The sequence below is a fragment of the Bradyrhizobium oligotrophicum S58 genome, assembly GCF_000344805.1.
Lineage (GTDB): Bacteria > Pseudomonadota > Alphaproteobacteria > Rhizobiales > Xanthobacteraceae > Bradyrhizobium > Bradyrhizobium oligotrophicum.
This window is the reverse complement of sequence record NC_020453.1, coordinates 5,333,931-5,346,453: the sequence shown is the minus strand read 5'-3', so window position 1 is coordinate 5,346,453 and position 12,523 is coordinate 5,333,931. Positions and strand designations below refer to the sequence as shown.

12 protein-coding genes are annotated in these 12,523 nt (G+C 65.8%); 6 read left to right on the top strand and 6 right to left on the bottom strand.

Annotated elements, in window-relative coordinates:
• Positions 1-27: 27 nt before the first annotated feature.
• The gene (locus S58_RS23090; RefSeq protein ID WP_015667785.1) at positions 28-1,254 is read left to right on the top strand and encodes an MFS transporter; all 1,227 of its coding nucleotides are present in this window, start codon (positions 28-30) and stop codon (positions 1,252-1,254) included.
• A gap of 205 nt (positions 1,255-1,459) precedes the next feature.
• On the opposite strand, the gene S58_RS23085 is transcribed toward S58_RS23090, so the two are convergent.
• The 5 genes from S58_RS23085 to S58_RS23065 all read right to left on the bottom strand — a co-directional run bounded on the left by S58_RS23085 (position 1,460) and on the right by S58_RS23065 (position 6,861).
• Positions 1,460-2,215 (bottom strand): SDR family oxidoreductase, encoded by a 756-nt coding sequence (locus S58_RS23085; RefSeq protein WP_015667784.1) that lies wholly within the window; start codon positions 2,213-2,215, stop codon positions 1,460-1,462.
• Positions 2,216-2,261: 46 nt separating this feature from the next.
• On the bottom strand, positions 2,262-3,020 hold the full coding sequence (locus S58_RS23080) for a hypothetical protein (protein WP_015667783.1): 759 nt from the start codon (positions 3,018-3,020) through the stop codon (positions 2,262-2,264).
• 227 nt (positions 3,021-3,247) lie between these two features.
• The gene (locus S58_RS23075; RefSeq protein WP_015667782.1) at positions 3,248-4,108 is read right to left on the bottom strand and encodes a transglutaminase family protein; all 861 of its coding nucleotides are present in this window, start codon (positions 4,106-4,108) and stop codon (positions 3,248-3,250) included.
• A 153-nt stretch (positions 4,109-4,261) separates the two neighbouring features.
• Positions 4,262-5,206, bottom strand: coding sequence for an alpha-E domain-containing protein (locus tag S58_RS23070; protein ID WP_015667781.1), 945 nt, complete (start codon positions 5,204-5,206; stop codon positions 4,262-4,264).
• A gap of 236 nt (positions 5,207-5,442) precedes the next feature.
• On the bottom strand, positions 5,443-6,861 hold the full coding sequence (locus tag S58_RS23065) for a circularly permuted type 2 ATP-grasp protein (RefSeq protein WP_015667780.1): 1,419 nt from the start codon (positions 6,859-6,861) through the stop codon (positions 5,443-5,445).
• 227 nt (positions 6,862-7,088) lie between these two features.
• On the opposite strand from S58_RS23065, the gene S58_RS23060 reads away from it, so the two are divergent.
• The 5 genes from S58_RS23060 to S58_RS23035 all read left to right on the top strand — a co-directional run bounded on the left by S58_RS23060 (position 7,089) and on the right by S58_RS23035 (position 11,141).
• A complete protein-coding gene (locus tag S58_RS23060; protein WP_015667779.1) occupies positions 7,089-7,826 on the top strand; it encodes a competence/damage-inducible protein A in 738 nt (245 codons plus the stop codon).
• A gap of 38 nt (positions 7,827-7,864) precedes the next feature.
• A complete protein-coding gene (gene gpt, locus S58_RS23055) occupies positions 7,865-8,386 on the top strand; it encodes a xanthine phosphoribosyltransferase (RefSeq protein ID WP_015667778.1) in 522 nt (173 codons plus the stop codon).
• A 104-nt stretch (positions 8,387-8,490) separates the two neighbouring features.
• The gene (locus S58_RS23050; RefSeq protein WP_015667777.1) at positions 8,491-9,123 is read left to right on the top strand and encodes a hypothetical protein; all 633 of its coding nucleotides are present in this window, start codon (positions 8,491-8,493) and stop codon (positions 9,121-9,123) included.
• 155 nt (positions 9,124-9,278) lie between these two features.
• On the top strand, positions 9,279-10,793 hold the full coding sequence (locus S58_RS36795) for a glycoside hydrolase domain-containing protein (protein WP_015667776.1): 1,515 nt from the start codon (positions 9,279-9,281) through the stop codon (positions 10,791-10,793).
• Between the two features lie 69 nt (positions 10,794-10,862).
• Positions 10,863-11,141, top strand: coding sequence for a hypothetical protein (locus S58_RS23035; protein ID WP_015667775.1), 279 nt, complete (start codon positions 10,863-10,865; stop codon positions 11,139-11,141).
• A 324-nt stretch (positions 11,142-11,465) separates the two neighbouring features.
• Here S58_RS23035 and S58_RS23030 read toward each other — a convergent pair whose 3' ends face one another.
• Complete coding sequence (locus tag S58_RS23030; protein ID WP_015667774.1) at positions 11,466-12,488, bottom strand: methionine synthase; 1,023 nt, start codon at positions 12,486-12,488, stop codon at positions 11,466-11,468.
• Between the last annotated feature and the right edge of the window lie 35 nt (positions 12,489-12,523).

Below are 12,523 nucleotides of genomic sequence, written 5' to 3'. Positions count from 1 at the left end.
AGGAGCCTGCGTCACGCAGGCGCCATCATGTCGACCACCGTCCCGATCGGCGCGCGCGATCTGCTGAAGCAAAGCGCGTTCCTGCTGTTCCTGTCGTCCCGCAGCCTGTCGCGGTTCGCGAGCCAGATCGCCGCGGTGGCGATCGGCTGGCAGGTCTACGATCTCACCGGGCGCGCCTTCGATCTCGGCATGGTCGGGCTGATCCAGTTCCTGCCAACGGCCCTGCTCGTGTTCGCGGCCGGCAGTGCCGCCGACCGCTTCCAGCGCAAGCGCGTCGTGCAGCTTTGTCAGCTCGCCGAGGCGCTCACCGCGCTCTATCTGTGCTGGGGCGCCTATGCCGGCCAGCTCGGCGAATTGCAGCTGTTCGCAGCCGTCTTCGTGCTCGGCATCGCCGGTGCGTTCGAGAGCCCGGCCACCGCCGCGCTGCTGCCGCTGATCGCGCCATCGGGCACGTTGCAGCGGGCGAGCGCGCTGTCGAGCGGCGCGGCGCAACTCGCGACCATCGCCGGTCCCGCGATCGGCGGCTTCGCCTATGCGGTCGCGCCTGGTCTGCCCTACGGCATCATGATGCTGTTCTGGCTCGGCGGCATGGCGCTGACGGGCCTGATGCAGGTGCCGGAGGACGTGCCGGCCGAGCGCCGCGATGGCAGCAACGCGGACCTGTTCGCCGGCATCCGCTTCATCCGCGCCAATCCGGCGATCCTCGGCACCATCTCGCTCGATCTGTTTGCCGTGCTGCTCGGCGGCGTCACCGCGCTGCTGCCGATCTACGCGCGCGACATCCTGGAGGCCGGGCCGTTCGGGCTCGGCGTGCTGCGCGCAGCGCCCGCGGTCGGCGCGCTGGCGATGACCGCGGTGCTCGCGCGCACCACGATCAAGCGGCGCGTCGGCCTGCGCATGTTCCAGGCGGTGATCGTGTTCGGCGCGGCCACCGTCGTCTTTGCCGTCTCACACGTGATGTTGATCTCGGTTCTGGCGCTCGCCATTCTCGGCGCCGCCGACACGATCAGCGTCGTGATCCGCTTCTCGCTGGTGCAACTCGCGACGCCCAACGAGATGCGCGGCCGCGTCGGCGCGGTGAACTTCCTGTTCATCAACGCCTCCAATCAGCTCGGCCAATTCGAGAGCGGTCTCACCGCGGCCTTGTTCGGCGCGATGCCCGCCGCCGTGCTCGGTGGCGTCGGCACCATCGCGATCGCGCTGGCGTGGATGAAGCTGTTTCCGGAGCTGCGGAATGTGGAGAAGCTGGAGTAGGGCTGGGTGCCGCTCTCTCCGTCATTCCGGGGCATCGCGGAGCGATGAGCCCGGAATCCATAACCACGAGCGGTCATGGCGACGAGAGATGCTCACTCCGCGCGTGCCTCACAGTCGATCCTGTGGGTATGGATTCCGGGCTCGCGCTCCGCGCGCCCCGGAATGACGTGGGGAGAGAGCGAGGGCTGCACCCGGATCGAGGCGATCAGCCCCGCCCGACGAACGGCATCTTTGTTGCCATCACCGTGATGAACAGGACGTTGGCGTCGAGCGGCAGGCCGGCCATGTAGGCGACGGCGTCGCCGACGGCCTTCACGTCCATGCGCGGCTCCGGCATCATGCGGCCGTCCGGCTGCAGCACGCCGCCGACCATGCGCTCGGTCATCGGCGTCTCGGCATTGCCGATATCGACCTGGCCGACCGCGATGTCATAGGCCCGGCCGTCGAGGTTCGAGGCCTTGGTAAGGCCCGTGATCGCGTGCTTGGTCGAGGTGTAGGGCGATGAGAACGGCCGCGGCGCGTGCGCCGAGATCGAGCCGTTGTTGATGATGCGGCCGCCGCGCGGCGACTGGTCCTTCATGATCCGGAACGCATGCTGCGTGCACAGGAACGGCGCGGTGAGATTGGTTGCGACCACCTGCTGCCATTGCTGCAGCGTCAGCTCTTCGAGCGGCACCGGCGGCGCGCCCATGCCGGCGTTGTTGAACAGCACGTCGAGGCGGCCGTAGGTCGACTTGACGGTGTCGAACAGCGCCGCGATCGAGGCGGGGTCCATCATGTCGGCGGAAACGGGCAAGCTCATGCCGGACGGGCCGAGCTTCGCGGTCTCCTCCAGCATCTCCTTGCGACGGCCGGCGAGCACCACGGTGAAGCCGGAGTTCATCAGCGCGAGCGATGCGGCGCGGCCCACGCCCGTGCCTGCGCCCGTCACCAGCGCGATCTTCTTTGCCGCTTCAGCCATGTTTCCTCACCTTCAGTTGTCAAAGTTTGCAGTGTTCTCTGCAGTTTTAGTGTTTCGACTCGCTCTGAGTCTTATAGGGCGGCCTGGGAATGTTGTTATGCGCCGCGCGCAGGGCCGCCGACCAGCGCGAGCGGAGATCGTGGAAATAGGGCTCGCCGGCTTCGATGCGATGGTTGAGGTCGGCCTCGCAAGCCTCCGCGCGCACCACCAGCACGTCGATCGGCATGCCGACGCCGAGATTCGAGCGCATCGTCGAATCCATCGAGATCAGCCCGGTCTTCAGCGCATCATAGAGCTCGACGTCGTAATGCATGGCGCGGTCGAGCACCGGCTTGCCGTATTTGTGCTCGCCGATCTGCAAGTAGGGCGTGTCGGTGGTGCATTCGATGAAGTTGCCGGCGGTGTACACCATGAACAGCCGCATCCGCGAGCCCTTGATCTGGCCGCCGAACAGGAACGACACGTCGAACGAGATGTCCTCGGCCTTGAGCGCCGGGCCTTCGGTGGCGTGCACCATGCGGATTGCCTTGCCAATGCGCTGCGCGGCCTGGAACATGGTCGGCGCGTTCATCAGGGTCTCGACATCGCCAGTCTCGGGATCTTCCATGCCCTCCGTCAGCGTCGACAGCACGGACTGACTGACCGCGAGATTGCCGGCGCTGGCGACCGCCACGATGCGCTCGCCGGGATTGGAGAAGATGTGCAGCTTGCGGAAGGTCGAGACGTTGTCGAGGCCGGCATTGGTTCGGGTGTCCGCGATCATGACGAGCCCGTCACGCACCAGAATTCCGCAGCAATAGGTCATCGTCGTCCCCCGAGCAGTTACGCGAATTACTAGCGAAAATCGGCGGTCCGTCCAACCCCCGCAGTGAAGCGCGCGCCCGGAGCTCCACCATCGGTGTCATTCCGGGGCGCGCGTAAGCGCGAGCCCGGATTCCATCGGGCGACAGAACGCGTAGAGAAATGGATTCCGGGCTCGTCGCTTCGCGCCGCCCCGGAATGACACCGGTGGTGGGGCGCGCGTTCCGGAATTCAGGACTGCCGCTGGGACTGGGACTGGGACTGCGATTGCGACGGGCCGCCGCGTCCGACCTGCTCGACCTTGACCTTCACGGTGAGCGTCTCCTGTCCGCCGCCATAGCGGGTGCCGCGCACCGGCGCGGCGCCGAGATAATCCAGCCCGAGGGCGACCCGCACGTGAGCATCCGTGGTGCAGATGCAGTTGGCGGCGTCGAACCCGACCCAGCCGAGATCGGGGATATAGGCTTCGACCCAGGCGTGACCGGCCTCCTGGTGCACCGCACCATCAGAGCGCAGGAAGTGTCCGGACACGAAGCGCGCCGGGATGCCGCCGGCGCGCGCGCAGGCGATGAAGATGTGCGCGTAATCCTGGCAGACGCCGCGCCGCAGGCCGAACGCCTCGGCGGCCGAGGTGCCGCTGTGGGTCGGGCTCTCGTCGAAGGTCATGTGCTCGTAGATCTGCGTCATCAGCGTGTGCAGGAAGCCGAGCACGTCGGCTTCCGATTCCGCGCGCAGGTCGCGCACGATCGTAGCCATGGCCGCATTGGCTGCCGTCAGCGGGGTCTGCCGCAGGAAGAAGCCGGGCGGAAACCGCTCGTCCGCGCCTTTCAGCACGCCGCCGGTGTCGTGCGTCTCCACCAGCCCTTCGGCGGTGATGGTGAGCTCCTCCAGCGCATCGTGGGTGATCACGTGGGTGACGTTGCCGAACGCGTCCTCATGCATGTCGAGGCGTGAATCGGTCGACACGTCGATCTGCCATTCCGCCACATACTGGCCATCATGGCTGCCGGGCGTCATGCGGATGATCTGAATGGCGCCGGTCGCCGCCGGCTCGTAGCGGTAGGTGGTGGAATGAGAGATACGCAGGCGCATGGTCGTGTCCGATGGAATGCCGGTTTATCCATCGTCATGCCCTGGGCGCAGGCCAGGGCATCCGCGCGCTTCTCACCGGGAGAACAAGCAAAGCGCGGATGGCCAGGACGTCGCCCGGCCATGACGGTGACCGAGAGCTTTCACCTTACTCGATCAGATCAGATATTGCTTGGTGATGATCTCTCCGAGCCGTGAATTGTCTGAGATGAACTCCTGGATGAACTCGTGCACGCCGCGCTGGAAGATGTCGTCCATGTTCGAGTGCTCCAGCCGGTTGCGGACGCCGCGGGCATGGCGTTGCGACGGACCCTGGCGGCCATAGGCGACGCCAATCTGGTCGAGATTGCGGACGAGATTGCCATAGCAGCTGGCCAGCGAGCGCGGCAGCGTGTCGTTGAGGATCAGGAGATCGGCGATCAGCCAGGGTTTCAGCGTCTCGCGATACACCCAGTGATAGGCCGTCAGCGCCGACACCGAGCGCAGGATCGAGGTCCACTGATAGTAGTCGAGCGGGCCGCCAACATGCTCCTCCTCGGGCAGCAGCACGTGATACTTCACGTCGAGAATGCGCGCGGTGTTGTCGGCACGTTCCAGATGCAGGCCGAGCCGCGAGAACCAATAGGCGTCGTTGCGCAGCATGGTGCGGTAGGCCGAACCGTCGAAGCGCAGCGAGGTCTCCTGCACGAAGCGGAGGAAGCGCGCCAGCTCCTCGCGCGTCTTGGTGCCCTTGCTCCACACCTCCTGCAGCTCGATCCATGAGCCGTTGAGGGTGTCCCACATCTCCGAGGTCAGCGCGGTGCGGACCGAGCGGGCGTTGAGCCGGGCGGCCTCGATACAGTTCCTGATCGATGACGCATTCGACTGATTGAAGGAGAGATATTCGACGACGTTCTGCTCGTTGGCCTCGGAATAATGCTCGTAGAAGCTGACATTGACGCCGGCGGTCATCAGCGCCGATTCCCACTCATTGGTCTTGCCGATATAGGCCGCGGGCAGGGCCGTGACGCGCAACGTAGCGTCGATGGTGCGGGCGAGATACTCGGCGCGCTCGACATAGCGGGCGAGCCAGTACAGGTTTTCGGCGGTGCGCGACAGCATGGGCAATCTATGAGGTGCGGAGGAGACGGTGCGCTCCCTCTCCCCGTTCTTCACGGGGAGAGGGGTGGGGTGAGGGGCTGACGCACGGGCGGTGCGAGTTGTAAGACCTGTACCCCCTCACCCGGATTGCATCTTTCGATGCAATCCGACCTCTCAGCGCGAGCGAAGCTCGTCGCGCCCCCGCAGGCGGGGTGAGGTTGCAGCGAGCAAGCGGCTCGATGTGTGCAAACCAACCTCTATTCATCCAGCACCCATGTGTCCTTGGTGCCGCCGCCCTGGCTGGAATTCACCACCAGCGAGCCTTCCTTCAGCGCCACGCGGGTGAGGCCGCCCGGCACGATGGTGGTGCGGTCGCGGCCGGTCAGCACGAACGGCCTGAGATCGACATGCCGCGGGGCAAGCCCCGCCGTGACGCAGGTCGGGCACGTTGACAGCGCGAGCGTCGGCTGCGCGATGAAGCCCTCCGGCTCGCGCTTCAGCTTGTCGCGGAACGCCTCGATCGTGGCCTTGGTCGCGGCAGGGCCGATCAGCATGCCATAGCCGCCGGAGCCGTGGACCTCCTTGACGACGAGCTCGCCGAGATGGTCGAGCACATAGGACAGGTCCTGCGGCTCGCGGCAGCGGAAGGTCTGCACGTTCTTCAGGATCGGCTCCTCGCCGAGATAGAACTTCACGATATCCGGCATGTAGGAGTAGATCGCCTTGTCGTCGGCGATGCCGGTGCCGACGGCGTTGGCGAGCGTGACGTTACCGGCCATGTAGGCCGACATCAGGCCGGGCACGCCGAGCGCCGAATCGGGACGGAAGGTGAGGGGATCGAGGAAGTCGTCGTCGACGCGGCGGTAGATCACGTCGACCCGCTTCAGGCCTTCGGTCGTGCGCATGAACACCTCGTCGTTCTTGACGATGAGGTCGCGGCCCTCGACCAGCTCGATGCCGAGCTTGTCGGCCAGGAACGAGTGCTCGTAATAGGCGGAATTGTAGATGCCGGGCGTCATCAGCGCCACGGTCGGCTCGGCCGAGGCGCTGAGCGGCGCGACCGAGCGCAAGCACGACAGCAATTCGTCCGGATAGCGCTCGACCGGCGCGACGCGGTGGCGCGCGAACAGGTCCGGAAACAGCCGCATCATGATTTCGCGGTTTTCCAGCATGTAGGATACGCCGGACGGCGTGCGCGCATTGTCCTCCAGCACGATGAAGTCGTTGGCGTCGACGCGGACGATGTCGATGCCGGCGATGTGGACATAGACGTCGTGCGGGACGTCCTGGCCGTTCATCTCGGGCCGGAAGACCGGGTTCTGGAAAATCAGGTCATCCGGGACGACATTGGCGCGCAGGATGTCGCGGCCGTGATAGATGTCGCGCAGGAACATGTTCAGCGCCTTGACGCGCTGCTTCAGCCCCTTTTCCAGCAACGTCCATTCCTTAGCCGACAGGATGCGCGGAATGACGTCGAACGGGATCAGCCGCTCCTGCGCCTCCGCCTCGCCATAGACCGCGAAGGTGATGCCGATCCGCCGGAACAGCAGCTCCGCCTCCTGACGGCGATATTCCAGCGCGTCCGGCGGCGTTTCCTTCAGCCACCGCGACAGTTCATGATAGGCCTGACGGACTTCGCCGCCCGGCTCGTTCATCTCGTCGAACGCAACTGCCATAGATGCCCGTGTGTCCCAGCCTCGCCATACACTGCATGACTCCCCATGATGGTAGCAAGGCCCGGGCCAGCCCGATATGCATTCCTCAGCGGCATTTCGCGGCGGGCGCCGAAATCGTGCCCGAAAAACCGGCTGCGCAATGCTCAAAACCGCGGCATAACCGGTGACGTACTGGATGACATTGGCGCCGGCCCGGGCCAAAAGAGAGGGAGATGCGAGGAGAAGCCATGAGCGACATCGTCACCGCGGGATTGCTGGTCATCGGCGACGAGATCCTGTCCGGCCGGACCAAGGACAAGAACATCGGCTTCATCGCCGAATACCTGACCAATCTCGGCATCGACCTCAAGGAGGTCCGGGTGGTCTCGGACGACGAGGGCGACATCATCGCCGCGCTCGACGCGCTGCGGCACCGCTACACCTATGTGTTCACGACCGGCGGCATCGGCCCGACCCATGACGACATCACGGCCGACTCGATCGCCAAGGCATTCGGCGTCGGCATCGACCACCATCCCGAGGTGGTGGCGCGCTTCCGCGAGCGCTGGAGCGAGCAGGAGCTCAACGAGGCGCGGCTGCGGATGGCGCGCATCCCCGATGGCGCCGAGCTGATCCAGAGCGCCACCATCCTGGCGCCCGGCTTCAAGCTCGGCAACGTCATCGTCATGGCCGGCGTACCCTCGATCATGCAGGCGATGATGGACATCGTGGCGCCGAAGCTGAAATCGGGCGTGCGGATGCTGTCGGAGACCGTCCGCGCCAATGCGCGCGAGGGCGACATCGGCGGCCCCTTGCGCGAGATCGCCAAGGCGCACCCGGACACCATCATCGGCAGCTATCCCTTCACCGACGAGGACCAGAAGCCGAACACGCATCTCGTGGTGCGCTCGCGCGATGCCGACAAGCTGGCCGCCGCGATGGCGGCCGTGAAGGAGATGCTCGCCGGGCTCAACGTGACGCGCTAAAGCAGGTGTAACTTTCAAAAGAGCCACGGACGAGAGCAATGGCGGACAAGACGTTGAGCGCAGAGGAGCGGGCAGGCCGGGCCTTTCCGGTGTCCTGGGACCAGTTTCACCGCGACTGCCGGGCGCTGACCTGGCGGCTCAACGAGGCTGGCCCGTTTGCGGCCATCATCGCCATCACTCGCGGCGGGCTAGTGCCGGCCGCGATCGTGGCGCGCGAGCTCGGCGTGCGCGTGATCGATACCGTGGGTGTCGCGAGCTACGATCACACCCGGCAGGGCGAATTGAACGTCCTGAAGGCGATCTCCGAGGACACGCTCAAGCTCGGTAGCGGCACCGGCAAGGGGCTCCTGATCGTCGACGATCTCGTCGACACCGGCAAGACCGCGCAGCTGGTGCGCGAGATGCTGCCCGACGCCCATTTCGCCACCGTCTACGCCAAGCCGAAGGGCCGGCCGCTGGTCGACACCTTCATCACCGAGGTGTCGCAGGACACCTGGATCTTCTTCCCCTGGGACACCGCGCTGTCGTTCGCGCCGCCGCTGCGCGATGGCGCGGCGTGAGCCGGGCGAGTGGCGAGTAGGGAGTAGCGAATAGGGAATCCGGGTGGGCGAGCCGTTCGCTATTCGCTACTCCCCATTCGCTGTTCGCCAGCCGAAGGCTCGCCATGCCGCTGCAGAACCGCGTCACGCCATCAGGCGACATCGTCGCCACGCTGCATCGCGGCCTGTTCACCGGCAATCGCGGCATCATCCATGATCCGGCGACGAAGACGCTGCTGCGGAAGCGCTGGTCGAGCCCCGCCTGGCTGGTCTGCCTGTGCGACTTCCGCGGCAAACGCCGCGAGGTGATGGCGCAGCGCAGCTGGACCGAGCTGTTCTTCCTCGACGAGGCCACCGCCTTTGCTGCCGGCCATCGGCCCTGCTTCTATTGCCGCCGCGACGATGCCACACGCTTCCGCGATGCGTGGGAAGAGGGCAATGGTGTCAGCGGTGTTCGCGCCGCAGAGATCGACAAGGTGCTGCATCGCGAGCGGCTGGACCACGGCCGCAAGCGGCTGCATCCGTTGCCTTCGCACCTGCATGAGCTGCCTGACGGTGCGATGGTGCAGGCGGGCGGCGAGAGCTACGTGATCCTGCAGGGCAGGGCGCTGCAGTGGTCGTTCGCCGGCTATGGCGCGGCGCGCGACGACCTCGGTGCCGCGCTGCTGCTGACACCACCGTCGACGGTCCGGGCGCTGCGCGCCGGCTATCGTCCGGTCCTGCACGATCGACCGCGGCCGAGCGGCCAGATCAGCTGACTGATCGATCTTCCGAGCGTTCGTCATCGCCGATCGAGTCTGTGAACGGCTTCACACTGCTCCCGCCACGGTTGCGATAGCGTGGCGCGGCGCGCCATCCATCGCCAGCCCAGCGATGTCACGGGAAACGCGCCGATGAACCGGGAGAGCATCAGATGGCCTTTGTTGCGCTCGACACCAACCAGACCTCGACCCGCATGGTCCCTTGCATGAGGGCGCAGGGCATCACCGCAATCGGACGCTACTACACTCGCAACCGCTCCAACCCCAAGATCCTCAAGCCGGATGAGGCGCGAGCGCTGTCCGCGGCGGGGATCCGGATCTGGCCCGTCTATCAAATCCGCCATCGCCTGCGCGCCGATTTCAGCGCCATCAAAGGCAAGCAGGAAGCGGAAGACGCGCTCGACTACGCGCAGCACGTCATCGGCCAGCCGGCGGGCTCGGCGATCTACTTCTCGGCCGATTTCGATGCGACCGAAGCCGATGTCAGCATCGCCATCCGGCCGCATTTCGAAGCCATCGCCGCGGCCTTTGAGCGGGCCGGCCGTCCCTACCGCATCGGAGTCTACAGCTCTGGCGCGGTCTGCAGGACGCTGCTCGACGCCGGCCTGGTGCAGCTGACCTGGCTGTCGCAGTCGACCGGATTTCGCGGCACGGCCCAGTTCAATGCCTCGCGGCGCTGGAATATTCTCCAGGGCATGCCGGTCAGGCATTTCTGCAACTTCGATGACGATGTCGATCCGGATCAGCTCAATCTCGAGCTTCCCGACTTCGGCGGCTTCCTGCTCGGTCAGGCGGCGCAGCCCCAGGCCGTCGCAGACGCTGTGGCTCCCGCGATGGCGCCGGCCGCCGATGCTGCTCCGGCTGAGCTCGACTTTCCCGCAGCCCCGTCGTTTCCGGGCCAGCCATTGCATCGTGGCCAGTTCGGATCAGCCAGCGTCAAGGCCGTGCAGAACAGGCTCAACGAGCTTCGCTTCGGCCCTCTGGTGGTCGACGGCGATTTCGGCGAGGGCACCCAGAATGCCGTCTTCCACTTCCAGGCCCGCAACTCGACACCCAACGGCCAGCCGCTGCAGATCACGGGCGAGGTCGATGCCGCCACATGGGCGGCGCTGTTCGGTCCGGGCGCGGTCTTCAACTCGGCCGACTTCGATCGCAACGCGTCGATCCGTCAGCTCGTGATCGATATCGCGGCCTCCCAGATCGGTGTCGTCGAGCAGCCGCGGGGCTCGAACCGCGGGCCGGAGGTCGACGTCTACATCCGCACCGCCGGGCTCGATCCGACCACCGACAGCTTCCCGTGGTGCGTCTGCTTCCTCTATTGGGTGTTCAACCAGGCGGCGAAGATCAAGGGCATCGAAAACCCGCTGCCGAAGACCGCCGGCGTCATCGCCCTGTGGACCCTGGCGCGCCGCACCGATGCGCAGATCGTGCACAAGTCCGAGGTCAGCGCGCAGACGGTCAAGCCCGGCATGATCTTCGCGCTCGATCTCGGCGGCGGCAAGGGGCACGCCGGCCTGGTGATCGAGGTGAGCGGCGACAACATCGTCACGATCGAGGGCAACACCAACCCCGGCGGATCCTCCGATGGCTTCGGCGTGTTTCGCCGCGACGCGAGGCCGCTGAGCAACAGCGTCCTGCTGGGCTACCTCGACTTTTGCGAGCCGTGAGGCGCCGACCTTCGACGTCAGTCGCATGCTGCTCGATGGTTGCCCGCGCTGATCGGGCAACCGACATCGATGAGATCAGCCAAGTCCATCGACGTGCCGCTGTTCGCGGCTCACCTTGATGTGCCGCTGCTCACGCCACGCGCGACGCTGCGTGCGCTGCAGGCGGGCGACGACGTCGTGCTGGATTCCGGGCGCAATCGTCTGCCTCTGCAGATCATCCCTCCAATCCGCGCGGGCTGGTTGCCTTCCTTGCGTAGCCTTGCCTTGCGCGGCCCTGCCTTGTGGAATGTTGTGTATCCGGTAAGTTGCTACCAAAAGGCGATGTTTCCATCGGCCGTCCGTGATTGATGATGGTCGCGGTCTGCCGCAAAACAACAGAAGAGTGCATATGAAAGACTGAGGCGATGTTGGCGGCGTCGTGCAGCGGCGGCAAAGGCGCGGACGTGCTGTCGCAACGAATCGCATGGTGAGGGTGCTCACCGCGGATGCGCTGTTTCCGTCACTCTGGAATCACTTGTGCGTCGCCTCCCGGCGCGATCGCCATTGAGGATGGTGTCATGGCCCCGCGCACGATGCGCGCAGGCCCCTGTCGATCTCGGCAGGCGTCATTGCTTCGAGACGGGCGCGGCGAGCCGTCGACGCCCTCGCCGCGGGTCTGAACCCGCACCTGATTCAGGCGAACCGCTGCCGCGCCAGCTTCGCGCCGGTGCCGAGCGCCATCAGCTTGGCCTCGGCGACCTCGCGCCGCATCGGTGCCATGCCGCAATTGGTCGTGGCGATGATGTTCTCTTTCGGCACCACCTTCATGACGTCCTCGATGGTCTTGCAGACGTCCTCAGCGGTCTCGATCTCGTCGCTGGCGACATCGATAACACCGGCCTGCACGATCTTGTTCTTGAGCAGGCCGAGCAGCTCGATCGGCACCTTCGAATTGCGGCACTCGACCGCGACCTGCTGGATCGTGCTGGCGTCGATGACCGGGAAGGTCTCCTCATACTGCCGCCACTCGCCGCCCAGCGTCTCCTTCCAGTCGGTGTTGGCCTTGATACCGTAGCCGTAGCAGATGTGGACCGCGGTCGGGCAGGTCAGCCCCTCGGCGGCGCGCTCCAGTGCCTTGATGCCCCAGTCGCGCACCTCGTCCATGTAGACGTTGAAGGCCGGCTCGTCGAACTGGATCATGTCGATGCCGTCGTCGTGCAGCGCCTTGGCTTCCTGGTTCAGCAGCTCGGCAAACGCGAACGCCATCTTGACGCGGTCGCCATAGTAGTTGTCGGCGATGGTGTCGATGATCGTCATCGGGCCGGGCAGGGTGAACTTCACGGCCCGCGTGGTGTGCGTGCGCGCGATCCGCGCCTCGTCGCCATGCACGCGGCCCTTCAGCGACAGCGGGGCCACGACCTGCGGCACCATCGCCTTGTAGCGATCCTTGCGGATTCCCATCTCGACCTTGTGCGCGAAGTCGATGCCTTCGACACGCTCGAGGAAGCCGTGCACGAAATGCTGCCGCGACTGCTCGCCCTCGGTGAGGATGTCGATGCCGGAATCCTCCTGCAGCTTCAGCGCCAGGATCGTCGCGTCGCGCTTGGCGCGCGCAAGCTCCTCGCCCTTCGACTTCCACGGGGCCCACAGCACGTTCGGCTCGGCCAGCCATTCCGGCTTCGGCAGCGAGCCTGCGATGGTCGATGGAAACAGCATGGTCGAACTCTCCGGCGTAGGGGCGGTCAGGCTTG